This window comes from Streptomyces sp. NPDC050658 (assembly GCF_044457025.1).
GTDB lineage: Bacteria > Actinomycetota > Actinomycetes > Streptomycetales > Streptomycetaceae > Streptomyces.
Genome location: NZ_JBITGM010000002.1, coordinates 792,710 through 810,848, shown reverse-complemented (window position 1 = coordinate 810,848; position 18,139 = coordinate 792,710). Strand labels below are relative to the sequence as shown.

Annotated in this window: 14 protein-coding genes; 9 read left to right on the top strand and 5 right to left on the bottom strand. The window is 70.2% G+C overall.

All coding sequences use genetic code 11. From position 1 onward, the window contains the following. Positions 1-15 precede the first annotated feature (15 nt). The 7 genes from ACIBKX_RS10395 (at position 16) to ACIBKX_RS10365 (ending at position 7,806) form a co-directional block, all read left to right on the top strand. Positions 16-1,371, top strand: a complete 1,356-nt coding sequence (locus ACIBKX_RS10395) for an SCO3242 family prenyltransferase (protein WP_399375722.1) — start codon at positions 16-18, stop codon at positions 1,369-1,371. A gap of 233 nt (positions 1,372-1,604) precedes the next feature. Then, positions 1,605-2,498, top strand: a complete 894-nt coding sequence (locus ACIBKX_RS10390) for a sugar phosphate isomerase/epimerase family protein (protein WP_363274030.1) — start codon at positions 1,605-1,607, stop codon at positions 2,496-2,498. Further along, a complete protein-coding gene (locus ACIBKX_RS10385) occupies positions 2,495-3,202 on the top strand; it encodes an EboA domain-containing protein (RefSeq protein ID WP_363273857.1) in 708 nt (235 codons plus the stop codon). Before ACIBKX_RS10390 ends, ACIBKX_RS10385 begins: the two co-directional genes overlap by 4 nt. After that, positions 3,202-4,050: a TatD family hydrolase gene (locus tag ACIBKX_RS10380; RefSeq protein WP_363273856.1), complete on the top strand. Its 849-nt coding sequence runs from the start codon at positions 3,202-3,204 to the stop codon at positions 4,048-4,050. Before ACIBKX_RS10385 ends, ACIBKX_RS10380 begins: the two co-directional genes overlap by 1 nt. A gap of 3 nt (positions 4,051-4,053) precedes the next feature. Next, positions 4,054-5,223, top strand: a complete 1,170-nt coding sequence (eboE, locus tag ACIBKX_RS10375) for a metabolite traffic protein EboE (RefSeq protein WP_363273855.1) — start codon at positions 4,054-4,056, stop codon at positions 5,221-5,223. Then, complete coding sequence (locus ACIBKX_RS10370) at positions 5,220-6,602, top strand: nucleotide pyrophosphatase/phosphodiesterase family protein (protein ID WP_363273854.1); 1,383 nt, start codon at positions 5,220-5,222, stop codon at positions 6,600-6,602. Before eboE ends, ACIBKX_RS10370 begins: the two co-directional genes overlap by 4 nt. Before the next feature lie 148 nt (positions 6,603-6,750). Then, positions 6,751-7,806, top strand: a complete 1,056-nt coding sequence (locus ACIBKX_RS10365) for a sugar phosphate isomerase/epimerase (RefSeq protein WP_363273853.1) — start codon at positions 6,751-6,753, stop codon at positions 7,804-7,806. Positions 7,807-7,884: 78 nt separating this feature from the next. Here ACIBKX_RS10365 and ACIBKX_RS10360 read toward each other — a convergent pair whose 3' ends face one another. The 5 genes from ACIBKX_RS10360 to ACIBKX_RS10340 form a co-directional block, all read right to left on the bottom strand. Further along, complete coding sequence (locus ACIBKX_RS10360; RefSeq protein WP_363271447.1) at positions 7,885-9,297, bottom strand: OFA family MFS transporter; 1,413 nt, start codon at positions 9,295-9,297, stop codon at positions 7,885-7,887. 1 nt (position 9,298) lies between these two features. Beyond that, positions 9,299-10,687 carry an OFA family MFS transporter gene (locus tag ACIBKX_RS10355; RefSeq protein ID WP_363271446.1) on the bottom strand — a complete coding sequence of 463 codons (1,389 nt, stop codon included), beginning with the start codon at positions 10,685-10,687 and terminating at the stop codon, positions 9,299-9,301. A 129-nt stretch (positions 10,688-10,816) separates the two neighbouring features. Next, positions 10,817-12,961 (bottom strand): acetate--CoA ligase family protein, encoded by a 2,145-nt coding sequence (locus ACIBKX_RS10350; protein WP_363271445.1) that lies wholly within the window; start codon positions 12,959-12,961, stop codon positions 10,817-10,819. A gap of 3 nt (positions 12,962-12,964) precedes the next feature. After that, positions 12,965-14,197, bottom strand: coding sequence for a formyl-CoA transferase (frc, locus tag ACIBKX_RS10345; RefSeq protein ID WP_363271444.1), 1,233 nt, complete (start codon positions 14,195-14,197; stop codon positions 12,965-12,967). A 12-nt stretch (positions 14,198-14,209) separates the two neighbouring features. Further along, entirely contained in the window at positions 14,210-15,907 is a 1,698-nt protein-coding gene (locus ACIBKX_RS10340; protein ID WP_363271443.1) for a thiamine pyrophosphate-binding protein, read from the bottom strand. Between the two features lie 200 nt (positions 15,908-16,107). Here ACIBKX_RS10340 and sucC point away from each other — a divergent pair, with 200 nt between their 5' ends. After that, on the top strand, positions 16,108-17,247 hold the full coding sequence (gene sucC, locus ACIBKX_RS10335) for an ADP-forming succinate--CoA ligase subunit beta (protein ID WP_363271442.1): 1,140 nt from the start codon (positions 16,108-16,110) through the stop codon (positions 17,245-17,247). An 11-nt stretch (positions 17,248-17,258) separates the two neighbouring features. After that, positions 17,259-18,137 (top strand): succinate--CoA ligase subunit alpha, encoded by an 879-nt coding sequence (gene sucD, locus ACIBKX_RS10330; RefSeq protein WP_363271441.1) that lies wholly within the window; start codon positions 17,259-17,261, stop codon positions 18,135-18,137. Positions 18,138-18,139: the final 2 nt, after the last annotated feature.

Below are 18,139 nucleotides of genomic sequence, written 5' to 3'. Positions count from 1 at the left end.
GGGCGTGCGGCGGCCATGTCCGTGAGCGGGAGCGCTGTGAGTGGGAGCGCTGTGAGTGGGGGCGCTTCGCGCGGGCGTGGCGGGCGAGTCGGAGAAGACGAGGGAGACAGGGGAGATGGGAGAGGCGGGCGAGACAAGGGAGGAGAAGGAGGCGAGGGAGGCAGAGGAGACGGCCGAGGCGGGGGAAGACTCCGTGACTGGGCCGAACTGCTGCGCGTTCCCGCCCTGTTCACCGTCCCCGGCGACGCGCTCGCCGGGGCCGCGGCCACCGGACTGCGGCCCAACCACCGCACCTTCCTCGCCATAGCCGCCTCGCTCTCCCTGTACGAGGCGGGCATGGCCCTCAACGACTGGGCCGACCGCGCGGACGACGCCGTCGAACGCCCACACCGCCCCCTGCCCTCCGGCCGCATCGCCCCCGCCGCAGCGCTGACCGCGGCCGCGGCCCTCACCGCGGGGGGCCTGGCCCTCGCCTCCCGCGCGGGACGCCCCGCCCTGACGGTGGCGGGCGCCCTCGCGGGTACCGTCTGGGCCTACGACCTGGGCCTGAAACATACCCCGGCGGGTCCCGCCGCCATGGCCACGGCCCGCGCCCTGGACCTGCTCCTGGGCGCGGCAGCGACGTCGACGGCGACAGCCGAGGGCCACCCCACTGCGGGCCTCCGCGCCGCGACCCCCGACGCCCTGCTCCTGGGCGCCCACACCCTCGCCGTCACCACGGTCTCCCGACGAGAGGCCCAGGGCGGCTCGACCGCGGCACCACTGGGAGCACTGGCAGCGACGGCGGTGCTGGCTCGGGTGCTGGCGGTCGGGGGTGGCATCGGTGGGACCGGCAGCCGTGCCGGCACCGGCAGCCGTGATGGCACTGGCAGCCGTGATGGCACTGGCGGCGGTGACGGCACCGGTAGCCGTGATGGCGGAGGCGACCCTGACGGGACCGGCAGCCGTGCCGGCCGTGACAGCGCGAGCAGCCGCGCCGGCGGTATCGGAACTGGTAGCCGTCACGGCAGCGACGGCACCCGTCAACTCCCGGCAGGCCGACGGGCAGCAGCCACCCGCGGCTTGCCGGGCTCCACGGCTGGGGGCGCGGCCGAACATGCCGCGCCCGGAGCCTGGCGCACCGGTGCCCGCGCCGCAGTGCAGGCCGCCCTCTCGGCCACCTACGCCGCCACCGCCGCCCGCCCCCTCTTCCACGCCACACTCAATCCGTCACCGCAGCTCACCCAACGAGCCGTCGGCGGCGGCATCCGAGCCATGATCCCGCTCCAGGCCGCCCTCTCCGCCCGCGCCGGCGCCCTCGGCACCGCCCTGGCAACGGCCGCCCTGGCCCCGGCAGCCCGCCGGTTCGGCCGGAAGGTGAGCGTCACGTGACGGACGGAACGGAGCGACGGCACCCGCCACAGACCGAACCCGGCAGCGCGCCCGATCGCGCGTCCGGACCCGGCAGCGCGCCCGGCCGTGCGCCTGGGCCGGGCAGTGCGCCCGATCGCGCGCCCTGGTCCCGCAGTGCTCTCGACCATGCGGCCGGACCGCTCGGCGCGCCAGCCCCTGCGGCCGGACCCCGACGCGCGCCCGGCCCTGCCCCCCAACTCCGGACTGCCCCCCTGCGCTTCGGCTACGGCACCAACGGACTCACCGATCTGCGGCTCGACGACGCCCTGGGGCTTCTCGCCGACCTTGGGTATACCGGCGTCGGGCTGACCCTCGACCACATGCACCTCGACCCGCTCGCCCCCGACCTCGCCGCCCGTACCCGTCACGTGGCCCGCGGCCTGGAGCGGTACGGGATGACCGTCACGATCGAGACGGGCGCCCGCTATGTGCTCGATCCGCGCCGCAAGCACGGGCCCTCCCTCCTGGACCCCGACCGTGACGCACGCGCGGCCCGCATCCGGCTGCTGATCCGGGCCGTCCAGGTCGCCGCCGACCTGGGCGCGCACGCCGTGCACTGCTTCAGCGGCATCACTCCGGAGGGCACCGCCGAAGACACCGCGTGGCAGCGCCTCGCCGATTCGCTCGGCCCGGTCCTGGACGCCGCGTCCGGCGCCGCAGTGCCCCTCGCCGTCGAACCCGAACCCGGACACCTCCTCTCCACCCTCGCCGACTTCCACCACCTCCGTCACCTGCTCGGCCACCCCGAACTCCTGGGCCTCACCCTCGACATCGGCCACTGCCAGTGCCTCGAACCCCTTCCTCCCGCCGACTGCGTCCGCGCCGCCGCCCCGTGGCTACGGCACGTCCAGATCGAGGACATGCGCCGCGGCGTCCATGAACACCTCCCGTTCGGGGACGGGGAGATCGACTTCCCGCCCGTACTCGAAGCCCTGGCCGCGACCGGCTACCAAGGCCTGACCGTCGTCGAACTGCCCCGCCACTCCCACGCTGGCCCCCAACTCGCCTCCCAGTCCATCGAGTTCCTGCACCGGGCCGCGCAGGGTCTGCACGCCCCGGACCGGAGCGCCCCCGCTCGAACCGCAGCCGGAGGAGGAACACCGTGACCGACGCCCCCGCCACCGCCATCACCGACCTCCGCACCCGCCTGGACGCCACCCTCGGCGGAGCCGCCCGGGCCTGGCTGGACCAGGCCACCGCCGAAGCCGCCGCCCACCACGGACAACCGGACCAGGACCCGGCCCCCGCCTGGGAACTGCGCTTCGCCGAGGCCGGCCGGCGCTGCGGCCAGGAGCACGCCGAAGCCGCCCGCGTGCTCCTCCTGCACGCCGCCGACGCGAACCCGGCCACCCTCACCCGCGTCTACGAACAGGGCACCGCCGCCGAACGCAGAGCCGTCCTGCACGCCCTGCCCCACCTGGTGCCGGGCCCGGAAGCCCTGCCCCTGGTCGAGGACGCCCTGCGCACCAACGACACCCGGCTCGTCGCCGCTGCCGTCGGACCGTACGCCGCTCGGCACCTCGCCCCGCACGACTGGCGGCACGCTGTCCTCAAGTGCCTGTTCACCGGCGTCCCCGTGGAGGCCGTCGCCGACCTCCCGCGCCGCGCCCACGCCGACGCGGAACTGGCCCGCATGCTCGGCGACTACGCCGGCGAACGCACCGCCGCCGGCCGCCCCGTCCCCGGCGACCTGCACCGTGTCCTGGCCCTGACCGCCCCTACGGAGCCCTCCGCCACAGCGGCCCCGTCAGTCCCCGAGGCCCCGTCAGCCCCCGCGACCCCTTCGACCGGCGAGGAGCAGGAGTCCTGATGCGCATCTTCGACCCCCATATCCACATGACGTCCCGCACCACCGACGACTACCAGGCCATGTATGCCGCGGGCGTCCGCGCCGTCGTCGAGCCCGCGTTCTGGCTGGGTCAGCCCCGCACCTCACCCGCCTCCTTCTTCGACTACTTCGACTCCCTCCTGGGCTGGGAGCCCTTCCGCGCCGCCCAGTACGGCATCGCCCACCACTGCACGATCGCCCTCAACCCCAAGGAGGCGAACGACCCCCGCTGCACCCCGGTCCTCGACGCGCTGCCCCGGTATCTCGTCAAGGACAACGTCGTCGCCGTCGGGGAGATCGGCTATGACTCGATGACCCCCGCCGAGGACGCCGCGCTCACCGCCCAGCTCCAGCTCGCAGCCGACCACGAACTGCCCGCGCTGGTGCACACCCCGCACCGCGACAAGCTGGCGGGCCTGCGCCGAACCCTCGACGTCGTCAGGGAATCCGCGCTGCCCCTGGACCGGGTCCTCGTCGACCATCTCAACGAGACCACGGTCAAGGAGGCCAAGGACAGCGGCTGCTGGCTCGGATTCTCCGTCTATCCCGACACCAAGATGGACGAGGACCGGATGGTGGCGATCCTGCACGAGCACGGCACCGAGCGCGTCCTGGTCAACTCGGCCGCCGACTGGGGCAAGAGCGACCCGCTCAAGACCCGCAAGGTCGCCGACGCCATGCTCAAGGCCGGGTTCGACGAGGACGACGTCGACCTCGTACTGTGGCGCAACCCGGTCGCCTTCTACGGACTCAGCGGCCGGCTCGCCCTCGACGTCACGGACACCGATGCCACCCACGAGGGCAACTCCATCCTCCGTGGCGGGGCGTGAGCCATGCGCTTCAGGCACCCCGACGGCAGCGTCGTCCACCTCGCGTACTGCACCAACGTCCACCCCGCGGAGACACTCGACGGAGTCCTCACGCAACTCCGCGACCACTGCGAACCCGTCCGCAGACGGCTCGGCAGGGACCGCATAGGCATCGGTCTGTGGCTCGCCAAGGACGCCGCGCACGCCCTGGTCACCGACCCGGCCGCGCTGCGCGGACTGCGCACCGAACTCGACCGGCGCGGCCTCGAGGTCGTCACCCTCAACGGATTCCCGTATGAAGGCTTCGGCGCCGAAGAGGTCAAGTACCGCGTCTACAAGCCGGACTGGACCGACCCCGAGCGGCTCTCCCACACCACCGACCTGGCCCGGCTGCTCGCCGCTCTCCTCCCGGACGACGTCACCGAAGGCACCATCTCCACCCTTCCGCTTGCCTGGCGCACCCCCTTCGACGCCGCACGGGCCGAGTCCGCCCGCACCGCCCTCACCAAGCTCGCCCAACGCCTGGACGCCCTGGCCGAGTTGACCGGCCGGTCCATCCGTGTCGGCCTCGAACCCGAGCCGGGCTGCACCGTCGAGACCACGGGCGACGCGATCGCCCCCCTCACCGCGGTCGGCCACGACCGCATCGGTGTCTGTGTCGACACCTGCCACCTCGCCACCTCCTTCGAGGAACCGCGGACCGCGCTCGACGCGCTCGCCGCCACGGGCATCCCCGTCGTCAAGTCGCAGCTCTCCGCCGCTCTGCATGCCGAACACCCCCAACTCCCCGAAGTCCGTGCGGCCCTCGCCGCATTCGACGAGCCCCGCTTCCTGCACCAGACACGCACCCGCACCGCCGCCGGTCTGCGCGGCGCCGACGACCTCGGCGAGGCCCTCGGCGGCGACGCCCTGCCCGACACGGCACCCTGGCGCGCCCACTTCCACGTCCCGCTGCATGCCGCTCCCGCGCCGCCCCTCACCTCCACACTTCCTGTGCTCCAGGAAACGCTCGCTCACCTGGTCGGCGGGCCGCATCCCCGCACCCGCCACCTTGAGGTCGAGACCTACACCTGGCAGGCGCTGCCGACCGCGCTGCGCCCCCGCTCCCGCCCCCAGCTCGCCGAAGGCATCGCCGCCGAACTCACCCTGGCCCGCGATCTCCTGACGGACCTCGGCCTGAAGGAACTCCCATGAGCCCCACACCCCTCCTCGTCCTGGACGTCGTCGGCCTCACCCCTCGTCTCCTCGACCACATGCCGCGCCTCAAGGCCCTGGGCGGATCCGGCTCGCGGGCCACGCTCGGCACCGTCCTGCCCGCCGTCACCTGCGCCGCCCAGTCCACCTTCCTCACCGGCACCACCCCCGCCGAGCACGGCATCGTCGGCAACGGCTGGTACTTCCGCGAACTCGGTGACGTACTGCTCTGGCGGCAGCACAACGGCCTCGTCGCGGGCGACAAACTCTGGGACGCCGCCCGCCGAGCGCACCCCGGCTACACCGTCGCCAATATCTGCTGGTGGTACGCCATGGGCGCCGACACCGACATCACCATCACACCCCGTCCCGTCTATTACGCCGATGGCCGCAAGGAACCCGACTGCTACACACGGCCCCCGGCCCTGCACGACGAACTCACCGAGAAATTCGGTACGTTCCCCCTCTTCCACTTCTGGGGACCCGGCGCCGACATCGTCTCCAGCCGCTGGATCGTGGACGCGACCCGCCACATCATCGACACCCGCCACCCCGACCTGGCCCTCTGCTACCTCCCGCACCTCGACTACGACCTGCAGCGCTTCGGCCCCGACGACCCGCGCTCCCACCGGGCCGCCGCCGAACTCGACGCGACCATCGCCCCCCTTCTCGACGACGCGAAGGCCGAAGGCCGCACCGTCGTCGCCCTGTCCGAATACGGCATCACCCCCGTGAGCCGACCCGTCGACATCAACCGCGCCCTGCGCCGCGCGGGCCTCCTGGAAGTGCACACCCAGGACGGCATGGAGTACCTCGACCCGATGGCCTCGCGCGCCTTCGCCGTCGCCGACCACCAGATCGCCCATGTCTACGTCCGCAGGCCGGAAGATCTGGAGGTCACCCGCGAAGCCCTCACCGGTCTGCCCGGTATCGAGCAACTCCTCGACGACGAGGGCAAGAAGACCCACCACCTCGACCACCCGCGCTCCGGCGAACTCATCGCCGTCGCCGAGCCGGACGCCTGGTTCACGTACTACTACTGGCTCGACGACGCCCGCGCGCCCGACTTCGCGCAGCTCGTCGAGATCCACCGCAAACCCGGCTACGACCCCGTCGAACTCTTCATGGACCCCACGGACCCCTACGTCCGCGTCAAGGCCGCGGGCGCGCTGGCCCGCAAGAAGCTCGGCATGCGCTACCGCATGGCGGTCGTGCCCCTGGACCCGTCACCTATTCGCGGCAGCCATGGCCGCCTCCCCACGAGCGAGGACCTCGATTCCGGACCGCTCATTCTGTGCTCCACCCCCCGCGCCGTAACCGGCCGCGTCGCGGCCACCGATGTGAAATCGCTGTTGCTCCAACTCGCAGGACTGCACTGATGCGTGCACCGCGCCGCTCGAGTTCAGCTTGATCTCCACTGAACCAGACGGCGCGGCCCCTGCCATCAGGGTTCGACCCCGATCGGCCCCTGATCCGCTTCTCGAACCCATCCCTGAGTCAACCCTGACGCGATCCCAGGAGAACCGCATGAGCCGCAAGCCCACCTCCGCCGACCCAGAACTCACCCACCGCCTCAGCAGACGCGGCGTACTCGGCGTGGCCGCGGGCGCCACCGCCGCGGCCATCGTCGGCACGGCCGCCACCGTGACCCCCGCCTCCGCCGCGACCACCACCGCGGAGAAGGGACGAGGCCGGCCCGTCCTGCCGCCCGGCCGCCTCGGCATCCAGCTCTACAGTCTCCGCGACAAGGTCTCCACCCTCGGATTCGCCCCGGTATTCACCGAGTTGGAGAAGTACGGTTACGACGAGATCGAGTTCGCCGGATACACCCAGGGCTCGGCGGGCGCCATCACCCTCGCCCAGCTGAAGCAGCTCGCCCGCGACCACGGACTCAACCCCATCGGCAGCCACGTCGGCTATTACGACGACAACAATCCGGGCGCCTACACCTTCGCGCAGAACCTCACCAAAGTCCTCGACGACGCCGAGGCACTGGGCCTCAAGCACATCGGCACCGCGTCAGGACCCTTCCGCTACGGCTCGACCGTCGACGGCTGGAAGCGCGCCGCCGAGGACTTCAACACGTACGGAGAAGCCGCCCGCAAGCGCGGCATGAAGTTCTACCAGCACAACCATGCCGAGGAGTTCTCCTTCGCCACCGACAAGCCGAACACGCGCCTCTACGACGTGCTGCTCGCCGAGACCGACCCCGAGTCCGTCTTCCTGGAGATGGACATCTACTGGGCGTTCTGCGCCCAGTTCCGCTTCGGCAAGCGGCCGGACGGCACCCCGGCCCCCTTCTCGCCGCTCGACTACGTGCTCAAGCAGCCGCACCGCTACCCGCTGTTCCACGTCAAGGACGGCATACGCGACGAGAGCACGCGTGACGGCTACCGCATGGTGGACGTCGGCGACGGCGACATCGACTACAAGAAGTTCCTCTCCAAGGTGACCGCGCGGACCCATGGAGGCCGCCGCTACCACCACTGGCAGACCGAGCACGACAACCCGGTCGAGTCCTTCGCCTTCGCCCGCAAGTCCAGCGAGCACCTGCACTCGCTCCGCGAGCGCTGCGGCGACTGAACGGCCCCTCCGGGTACGACAGCGGCCGGCCCCCGCACCGAAGTGCGGGGGCCGGCCGCTGTCGTACCGCGCGGCCCGCTAAGCGGGCGCCACGCGCGCGTGCCCCGGCTGGCGCAGCAGCAGGGAGAGCCCTGCCGCGACCAGCGAGACCACACCGGCCGTCACATAGGCGCCGACGTACCCCCACGAGGCCACGACCATCGCGCCCAAGCCACCGCCGAAGAGCCCGCTGACCAGCTTGGCGCTGTAGACCATCCCGTAGTTGGAGGCGTTGTTGTTCTCTCCGAAGTAGTCCGGTACGAGGGCGGCGAACAGCGGATAGAAGGCTCCGCCCGCGAAGCCGGACAGGAACGCGAAGACCAGGAACAGCGGCTGGTTGCGGATCTCGCCCGCCCACAGCACGCCGAACTGCGCCACCGCGAGGACCAGGCAGACATACGTCAGGGTCCGCTGCCGTCCCAGCCGGTCCGAGAGCCAGCCCACCACGCCCCGCCCCGTGCCGTTGATCACCGACATCACGCCCATCGACGACGCCGCGATGAGCGGACCGAAGCCCATCTCCTTCGCGAACGGCACCTGGAAGGAGATGCCGAAGATCGACACACCGGCGCAGCACAGCATGCACACCCACATCAGCGGGACGACGCCGGTCCGCAGCGCCTCTCCGGGAGTGAACTGCCGCACCGCGGGCGGGTTCTTGGCCAGGGCCACCGCCGTACGCGAGTCGCCGTCCCGCCGCAGCGGGTCCACGTCCGCGGGCCACCAGTTCTTCGGCGGATCCTTGAAGAAGAGCCCCGCCACCAGCGTCACGGCCAACACGTAGAAGCCGACGAGATCGAGCACCGTGCGGTAGTTCGACGTGTCGAAGCCATAGGAGAACAGGAAGATGAACGGCACGGCTCCGTAGGCGAATCCACCGTTGACGAAGCCCGTCTTGCCGCCGCGCCGCTCCGGATACCACTTGCCGACCATGTTCACGCAGGTCGAGTAGATCAACCCGGATCCCACCCCGCCGAGGAGGCCGAAGCCCGCCATCGCCGCCGCCACGTTCGGCGCGTGACTCAGGCTGACGAAGCCGAGCAGGGAGAGGACCGAACCGGTCAGCATCGCCGCCCTGCTGGTCAAGATGCCCTTCTCGCGCAGTTTCCCGGCCGGGAAGGAGACCGCGGCCTGGAAGAAGATCCATACGCTGAGCACCCAGAAGGTGTTCGACGAGGTCCAGTGATGAGCGGCGGACAGGGTGTCCTCCGCCGCTCCGTAGGCGTACTCGAAGACGCTGATGGCGAGCATGGCGACCCAGGGGAGCACCACCATCGTCCATCGGGGCCGGCCGAGGATCTCCCGGTCGCTCTCGCCGACGCGGTACACGCGCCCGCGCGCGTCCGTGACTTCTTGGTACGACGCTTCTTGAAACGACGCTCCTTGGTGCGACGCGTCAGCGCTTCCCGGGCTGCCCGGCGCGTTCTTCGCGGCGATGGGCTCCGCCGTCATATCAGGCCATCTCCTCACCGAGAGGTTGCGGATTGGGGTCGATCTTCTTGGAACGGGGCCTGCCGGGCTGGGACAGGAAGAGCGCGATGAAGCCCGCGAACAGGGAGATGGAGCCGGCCAGGGTGAACGCCCCCGCGTGGCCCCAGTGGCCCACCACCAGGGAGCCCATGCCGGAGCCGAGGAGCCCGGAGACCAGCTTCGAGCTGTAGACCAGGCCGTAGTTGGAGGCGTTGTTGTTCTCTCCGAAGTAGTCCGCCGTCATCGCGGCGAACATCGGGAAGATGGCGCCTCCGCCGAAGCCGGAGATGCTGGAGAAGATCAGGAACAGCGGAAGGTTCTCGATGTTCGCGGACCACAGGATTCCGTACTGCGAGAGGCCGAGGACGATACAGACGAAGATCAGGCAGCGTTTGCGTCCGTAGCGGTCCGAGAGCCAGCCGATGACTCCGCGGCCGGTGCCGTTGACGATGGCCTTCAAGGACATCGCGGTGGCGACGATCCCGCCGGCGAAACCGGCCTCCTTGCCGATGTCCACCTGGAACGCTATGCCGAAGATGTTCACGCCCGACGTGCACAGCAGGCAGAACCACATCAGCGCCACGCGCCCCGTCTGCCACGCCTCCCTGGGCGTGTACTGCCGCACTGCGGGCGGGTTCATCTTCAGCGCCCTGCGGGCACGCGGGTCGGTCGGTGGTCGCAGCGGGTCCACGTCCGCGGGCCACCAGTTCTTCGGCGGGTCCTGGAAGAAGTAGCCCGCCACGGCGACCATGGCCGCCAGGAGCAGGCCCACGGAGACCAGCACCCAGCGGAAGTTCGTCAGGTCCATGTAGCCGGTGAAGAGGAAGACGAACGGCACCGAACCGTAGGCGAACCCGCCGTTGACGAAGCCGGTCTTGCCGCCCTTCCGCTCCGGGTACCACTTGCCGACCATGTTGACGCAGGTCGCGTAGACCATGCCGGCGCCCATGCCGCTGAACATGCCGAAGCCGATATAGGCGACCACCACATGCGGCGCGAACGCCAGGGAGAGATAGCCGAGCAGTGTGCCGAGCGCGCCGAGCATCATCGCCCAGCGGGCCGGCAGTTTTCCGCTCTCGCGGAGCTTGCCCGCCGGGAAGGCCACCGCGGCCTGGAAGAAGACCCAGACGCCGAGCATCCAGAAGATGTGCTGGCTGCTCCAGGAGTGCGCGGTGTGCAGGGTGTCCTCGGCGGACGCGAACGCGTACTCGGCCGAGCTGATGCCCATCATGCCCACCCACGGCAGGATGACCATCCATTTGCGCTTGCGGCCCATGATGTCGACATCGGTCTCGCCGACCCGGTACATCCGGCCGTTGGAGTCCGTCACCTCCCGGTACGGGACGGACGTATGGATGTCAGTGGTTGTCATGTCGCTCTAGCACCCCTTGCGTCGAAAAGATCCTGGCCAGCGCCCCCTGTCCAATTCCTTTCGTGTGCGCGCGGGTTCCTGGGCGGCCGGCGCGTGCCGCCGGCCGCCCACAGCCCTCGACTCACCCCCTCATCGACCACCTCCGAGCAGCCCGGCCGCCCGCGCCCAGCGGTACTTGGCCCCGAGCGCGGCCACCGGCTTCTCGGTCGTGTACGGGTACGCCACGACGCCCCGCTCGAAGAGGTACTGGCAGGCCTCCTCGACCTCGACATCGCCCGCCAGAGACGCCACCACGGGCTTCTCGACGCCCCGCTCGCGGAACTCCGCGACCACGCGGGCCGTCAGCTCGGCGAAGACCATGGGAGGGGTCACGATGGTGTGCCAGTAGCCGAGGACCAGCGCGTGGATGCGCGGGTCCTCCAGGCCGAGCCTGATCGTCGCCTCGTACGTGGACGGGGGCTCGCCACCGGTGATGTCCACGGGGTTGCCGGCCGCCCCGAAGGGCGGGATGAACGCCTTGAAGGCCGTGTCGAGGTCCTCCGGGATCTCCATGAGGCGCAGGCCGTTGTCGGTCACCGCGTCGGAGAGCAGCACGCCCGAGCCGCCCGCGCCCGTGATGATCACGATGTTGTCGCCCCGCGGAGTGGGCAGGACCGGCAACGCGCGAGCGTACTCCAGCATCTCGTTGAGGCCGGGCGCCCGGATGACGCCCGCCTGCCTGAGGACGTCGTCGTACACGGCGTCGTCGCCCGCGAGCGCGCCCGTGTGCGAGCCCGCGGCCTTCGCCCCCGCGGCCGTGCGGCCGGCCTTCAGGACGACGACCGGCTTCTTCGGGACGGTCGCCCGAGCGGCCTCCACGAAGGCGCGGCCGTCCTTGAGGTCCTCCAGGTGCATGGCGATGCACTGGGTGTTGGGGTCCTCGCCGAACCAGGTGAGCAGGTCGTCCTCGTCCAGGTCCGACTTGTTGCCGAGCCCGACGATCGCCGAAACGCCCGTCTTCGTAGTGCGCGCGAATCCGAGGATCGCCATCCCGATGCCACCGGACTGGCTGGTCAGGGCGACCCCGCCCTTGACGTCGTACGGCGTGCAGAACGTGGCGCACAGGTCCTGCCACGTCGAGTAGTAGCCGTAGATGTTCGGGCCGAGCAGCCGCACCCCGTGCCGCTCGCCGATCGCCACGATCTCGTCCTGGAGGGCGTGTTCACCGGTCTCCGCGAAGCCGGAGGGGATCAGGACCGCGTTGGGGACGCCCTTGCGACCCACCTCCTCCAGGGCCGACGCAACGAACTTGGCGGGGATCGCGAAGACCGCCACATCCACCTCACCGGGAACGTCCGTGACACTCTTGTACGCCTTGCGGCCCAAGATGTCATCGGCCTTGGGATTCACCGGATGGATCTCTCCGGAGAAGCCGCCGTCGATGAGGTTGCGCATCACCGAATTACCGATCTTGCCCTGCTCGTTGGAGGCGCCGATCACGGCGACCGAACGCGGCTGCATCAGCCGCCGCATCGACGTGAGCATCTGCTCGCGCGTGTACGTGCGGCGCGGCTTGGCGGTCTCTTCGGAGAGGATGACGCGGATGTCCGCGGCGATCGCGCCCTCCGGAGTGGCGATCACCGGGTTGAGGTCCACCTCGGCGATCTCCGGGAAGTCCGTGACCAGTTCGGAGACCCGGCGGATCTGCTCGGCCACGGCCCACCGGTCCACCGCCGGAGCACCCCGCACGCCGCGCAGGATCTCGGCGGCGCCGATCGAGTCGAGCATCGACGCCGCCTCGTCCGCGTCGACGGGCGCGAGGCGGAACGTGACGTCCTTGAGGACCTCGACGAGGACACCGCCGAGCCCGAAGGCGACGACCTTGCCGAAGGTCGGGTCGGTCACCGCCCCGACGATCACTTCCTGGCCGGACGGCAGCAGCTCCTGCACCTGCACGCCTTCGATGCGTGCCTCCGGAGCGTACGACCGGGCGTTCCCGACGATCTCGCAGAACGCGGCGCGCACGTCGGCGGCGCCCTCCACGCCGACGACGACGCCGCCCGCGTCGGTCTTGTGCAGGATGTCCGGGGAGACGATCTTCATGACGACGGGTCCCTCGAAGCGGGCCGCGTGTGCCACCGCCTCGTCGACGTCCGTCGCCAGTTCCTCGCCGGGTACGGCGATCCCGTACGCGTCCGCCAGGATCTTGCCCTCGGGCGCCGTCAGCGCCGTACGGCCCTCGGCACGCACCCGGTCGAGGAGTGCCCGCACCGTCAGTGCGCGGTCTTCGGCCATCAATCAGATCACTCCGTTCGACTTGAGCAGGCGCAGTTCCTCGTCGCCCAGACCGAGCTCCCCGACGAACACCTCCGCGTTGTGCTCGCCGAGGAGCGGCGAACTGACCACGTCCACGGGGGAGTCGGACAGCTTCAGCGGGGAACCGACGGTGGTGAAGGAGCCCCGCTGCGGGTGCGGGACCTCGACGACCATCTCGTTCGCGGCCAGCGAGGCGTCCTCGATGATCTCCTTGGTCGAGAGGATCGGGCCGCAGGGGATGTTGTGCGCGTTGAGCCGCTCCAGGACCTCCCACTTGGGGAGCGTGGACGACCACTCCTCGATCAGCTGGAACATCTTGCCGAGCTTGGGAAGCCGCGCCTCCGGAGTGGCCCACTCGGCGTCGTCGGCGAGTTCGGGGCGGCCGATGAGCTCGGTGAGCGGCTGCCAGCCGACCGGCTGCACGATCACGTACACGTAGTCGTTCGGCCCGCCCGGCGCGCACTTGACGGCCCATCCGGGCTGTCCGCCGCCGCTCGCGTTGCCGGAACGCGGCACCTCGTCCCCGAAGTCCTCGTTCGGATACTCGGCGAGCGGCCCGTGCGTCAGCCGCTGCTGGTCGCGCAGCTTCACCCGGCACAGGTTCAGGACGGCGTGCTGCATGGCCACGTTCACCCGTTGGCCGCGACCGGTGTTCTCCCTCTGGAAGAGGGCGGCCAGTATGCCGGCGACGGCGTGGATGCCCGTTCCGGAGTCGCCGATCTGGGCGCCCGTGGCGAGCGGCGGCCCGTCCTCGAAGCCCGTGGTCGACATGGAGCCGCCCATGGCCTGGGCGACCACTTCGTAGGCCTTGAAGTTGGTGTAGGGGCCCTCTCCGAAGCCCTTGATCGAGGCGTAGACGATCCGCGGATTGATCTCCTGGATGCGCTCCCACGTGAAGCCCATCCGGTCCACGGCGCCGGGACCGAAGTTCTCGACCATCACGTCGGAGCGGCGGATCAGCTCCGTGAGGAGCTCCTTGCCGCGCTCGGTCTTCGTGTTGAGGGTGATGCTCCGCTTGTTGCAGTTGAGCATCGTGAAGTAGAGCGAGTCGACGTCCGGGAGGTCACGCAGCTGCCCCCGCGTGATGTCCCCGGAGGGCGCCTCCAGCTTCACCACGTCCGCGCCGAGCCAGGCGAGCAGCTGGGTGGCGGAGGGCCCGGACTGGACGTGCGTCATGTCGAGGACGCGTACGCCCTCAAGAGCCTTGGTCGTCATCGTGAGGGCTCCTCACTTGTACATGGTCTGGTTCATGGTTCCGGGGGCGTACGCGTCCGGATCGACCCATACGTTGATGAGCGAGGGCTTCCCGGACTCGCGCGCGCGGCGCAGCGCGGGACCGATGTCGGCGGGGTCGCGGACCTCCTCGCCGTAGCCGCCCAGCATCTGGGCGAACTTGTCGTAGTGGACGTCTCCGAGGGTGTTGCCGACCCGCTCGCGCTCCTCGCCGTACTTGGCCTTCTGGCCGTAGCGGATCTGGTTCATGGAGGAGTTGTTGCCGACGATCCCGACGAACGGCAGGTTGTAGCGGACGAGCGTCTCGAAGTCCCAGCCGGTCAGCGAGAAGGCGCCGTCTCCGAAGAGGGCCACCACCTCCTTGTCGGGCCGTGCCTGCTTCGCGGCGAGCACGAAGGGGATGCCGACGCCGAGCGTGCCGAGGGGCCCCGGATCCATCCAGTGGCCGGGCGACTTGGGCTGGACGACCTGCCCGGAGAAGGTGACGATGTCCCCGCCGTCACCGATGTAGATCGAGTCTTCGGTAAGGAAGTCGTTGATTTCGCTGACGAGGCGGTACGGGTGGATCGGTGAGGCGTCGGAGCGGAGGTTCGGCAGCCGCTTCTCGATCGCCGTCTGCTCGGCGGCCCGCAGTTCGTCGAGCCACTCCTTGCGCTTGGACGCGCCTCCGTTGACGCGGCCCGACGCCGCCTCGGTGACCGACTTCAGGATCAGCCCGGCGTCCCCGACGATGCCGAGGTCGATGTCCCGGTTCTTGCCGACGGTCCGGTAGTCGAGGTCGATCTGGACGACGGTCGCGTCCGGGGAGAGCCGCTTTCCGTACCCCATGCGGAAGTCGAAGGGGGTTCCCACGATCACGATGAGGTCGGCGTTGGAGAAGGCGTAGCGCCGCGAGAGCTGGAAGTGGTGCGGGTCTCCGGGCGGCAGCGTGCCGCGTCCCGCGCCGTTCATGTAGGCGGGCACGTTCAGGGTGCGGACCAGCTCGATGGCGGACTCCGTGCCGCGTGTCGTCCACACCTGGCCGCCCAGCAGGATCGCGGGCTTCTCGGCGTGCACGAGGAGGTCGGCGAGCTTCTCGATGGCCTCGGGGTCGCCGGCCGAACGGGTCGAGGCGCGGTACTGGCCGGCCTTGGGGACGCGGGCCTTGTCCACCGGGACCTTGGCGTCGAGCACATCGCGCGGTATCTCCAGGAAGGAGGGTCCGGGAGCGCCGTGGTAGCACTCGCGGAAAGCCATCGACACCATGTCCGCGGCGCGGGCCGTGTCCGGCACGGTCGCGGCGAACTTGGTGATCGGCGTCATCATGTCGACGTGCGGAAGGTCCTGGAGCGACCCCATCTTGTGCTGGGTGTGCGCCCCTTGGCCGCCGATGAGCAGCATGGGGGACTCCGCGCGGAAGGCGTTCGCGACGCCCGTGACGGCGTCCGTCGTGCCCGGCCCGGCCGTCACCACGGCGCACCCCGGCTTTCCGGTAAGGCGCGCGTACCCGTCCGCCGCGTGGGCGGCGACCTGTTCATGGCGTACGTCGACGACTTCGATGCCCTCGTCGACGCAGCCGTCGTAGATGTCGATGATGTGGCCGCCGCAGAGGGTGTAGATGACCTCCACACCCTCCGCCTTGAGTGCTTTGGCGACCAGGTGACCACCGGAGATGTGGGGGGCCTGGTTGGTGTCGCTGCTGCCGTCGGGCATGGCGAAGTCCTGTCCCTTCGTAGGGGAGTTGGGGTGCTCAGGCGCTGCTCGTAGGTGCTCTCGCGGTAGATTGCATACAGTCGACGAATACTGTATGAAGCTTGTTATCCCGCATCCGGTGGGTGGTGTCCAGGGGGCGTGCGGCACTTTTCGGGGGTCCGGGGTCCACTCCCCGGATCGACACGGCGTCAGGAGCCGGAATGGACCTGTTCGAGCACCAGGCAAGGGAACTCTTCGAGGAATACGGCATCTCGGTCCCGGCGGCCGAAGTCGCCGGCACGGCGAAGGAGGCACGCGTCGGCGCCGAACGCCTCGGCGGCCGAGTCGTCGTCAAGGCCCAGGTGAAGACGGGAGGGCGCGGCAAGGCAGGCGGTGTGAAGCTCGCCGCGGACGCCGCCGCTGCCGAGATCACGGCACGTCAGATCCTCGGCATGGACATCAAGGGCCACACCGTGCGCCAGGTGATGCTGGCCCAACCGGTGGAGATCGACAGCGAGTTCTACGTCTCGTACGTACTGGACCGCGCGGCAGGCCGCTTCCTCGCCATCGCCTCCGCGGAAGGCGGCATGGAGATCGAGGAAGTCGCCGCGAGCAGGCCACAGGCCGTGGCGCGCGTCGAGATCGACCCGGCGCAGGGCGTGACACCGGCGAAGGCCACGGAGATCGCAGCGGCGGCCGGACTTCCCGAAGCCACCGCCGATGTCCTCGTCAGGCTGTGGCAGGTACTCGTCCGCGAGGACGCCCTCCTGGTGGAGGTGAACCCCTTGGTGAGCACGGCCCAGGGAGACATCCTCGCCCTGGACGGCAAGGTCACTCTGGACGACAACGCACGCTTCCGCCAGGCCCGTTGGGGAGCCGATGACACCGCGCACGACGACCCCCTGGAGACGGCCGCCGCGGCCAAGGGCCTCAACTACGTGAAGCTTGACGGCGAGGTCGGCATCATCGGCAACGGCGCGGGCCTCGTCATGTCCACCCTCGACGTGGTCGCCGGCTGCGGAGCACGCCCGGCGAACTTCCTCGACATCGGAGGGGGCGCCTCCGCCCAGATCATGGCCGACGGACTCTCGGTCATCCTCTCCGACCCGGCGGTCAAGTCCGTCTTCGTCAACGTCTTCGGAGGCATCACCGCCTGCGACGCCGTCGCCGACGGCATCGTCCAGGCCCTGGAGTCGGTCCAGCTGACCAAGCCGCTCGTGGTACGCCTCGACGGCAACAACGCCGCACGCGGCCGCGCCATCCTCGACGAACGTGCGCACCCCGTCGTCCAGCAGGCCACCACCATGGACGGCGCCGCGCGCCGCGCCGCCGAGCTGGCACAACACGCCAACGCAGCCTAAGGAGCCGGGACATGGCGATCTACCTCACCAAGGAGAGCAAGGTCCTCGTCCAGGGCATGACGGGCGCAGAGGGCATGAAGCACACCCGGCGCATGCTCGCCGCCGGCACCGACGTCGTGGGCGGCGTCAACCCCCGCAAGGCGGGACGCACCGTCGACTTCGACGACCGCGCGGTCCCCGTCTTCGGCTCCGTACGCGAAGGCATCGAGGCCACCGGCGCCGACGTCACCGTCGTGTTCGTGCCGCCCGCCTTCGCCAAGGCGGCCGTCACCGAGGCCGCCGACGCCGGGATCGGCCTCGCCGTCGTCATCACGGAAGGTATCCCCGTCCACGACTCCGTCGCCTTCCACGCGTACGCGAAAGAACGCGGAACCCGCGTCGTCGGACCCAACTGCCCCGGCCTCATCACGCCCGGACAGGCCAACGCGGGCATCATCCCCGCCGACATCACCAAGCCCGGACGGATCGGCCTGGTGTCGAAGTCCGGCACGCTCACCTACCAACTCATGTACGAGCTGCGCGACATCGGCTTCTCCACCTGCGTCGGCATCGGCGGCGACCCCGTGGTCGGCACCACCCACATCGACTGCCTCGCCGCCTTCGAGGACGATCCCGACACCGAACTCGTCGTCCTCATCGGCGAGATCGGCGGCGACGCCGAGGAACGCGCGGCCGCCTACATCCAGCGGTCCGTCAGCAAACCCGTCGTCGCCTATATCGCCGGCTTCACCGCGCCCGAAGGCAAGACCATGGGCCACGCGGGAGCGATCGTCTCCGGCTCGTCCGGTACGGCACGGGCCAAGCAGGAGGCGCTGGAGGCCGCCGGAGTACGGGTCGGCGCCACCCCGACGGAGACGGCAGGCCTGGTCATCGACCGGCTTGGTTCCTGAGG

Excerpts from the sequence above, each read along its gene's own strand:
- ACIBKX_RS10395 (WP_399375722.1), top strand. The coding sequence starts at position 16 with ATGTCCGTGAGCGGGAGCGCTGTGAGTGGGAGCGCTGTGAGTGGGGGC.
- ACIBKX_RS10380 (WP_363273856.1), top strand. The coding sequence starts at position 3,202 with ATGCGCATCTTCGACCCCCATATCCACATGACGTCCCGCACCACCGAC.
- eboE (WP_363273855.1), top strand. The coding sequence starts at position 4,054 with ATGCGCTTCAGGCACCCCGACGGCAGCGTCGTCCACCTCGCGTACTGC.
- ACIBKX_RS10370 (WP_363273854.1), top strand. The coding sequence starts at position 5,220 with ATGAGCCCCACACCCCTCCTCGTCCTGGACGTCGTCGGCCTCACCCCT.
- ACIBKX_RS10365 (WP_363273853.1), top strand. The coding sequence starts at position 6,751 with ATGAGCCGCAAGCCCACCTCCGCCGACCCAGAACTCACCCACCGCCTC.
- ACIBKX_RS10360 (WP_363271447.1), bottom strand. The coding sequence starts at position 9,297 with ATGACGGCGGAGCCCATCGCCGCGAAGAACGCGCCGGGCAGCCCGGGA.
- ACIBKX_RS10355 (WP_363271446.1), bottom strand. The coding sequence starts at position 10,687 with ATGACAACCACTGACATCCATACGTCCGTCCCGTACCGGGAGGTGACG.
- ACIBKX_RS10350 (WP_363271445.1), bottom strand. The coding sequence starts at position 12,961 with ATGGCCGAAGACCGCGCACTGACGGTGCGGGCACTCCTCGACCGGGTG.
- frc (WP_363271444.1), bottom strand. The coding sequence starts at position 14,197 with ATGACGACCAAGGCTCTTGAGGGCGTACGCGTCCTCGACATGACGCAC.
- ACIBKX_RS10340 (WP_363271443.1), bottom strand. The coding sequence starts at position 15,907 with ATGCCCGACGGCAGCAGCGACACCAACCAGGCCCCCCACATCTCCGGT.
- sucC (WP_363271442.1), top strand. The coding sequence starts at position 16,108 with ATGGACCTGTTCGAGCACCAGGCAAGGGAACTCTTCGAGGAATACGGC.
- sucD (WP_363271441.1), top strand. The coding sequence starts at position 17,259 with ATGGCGATCTACCTCACCAAGGAGAGCAAGGTCCTCGTCCAGGGCATG.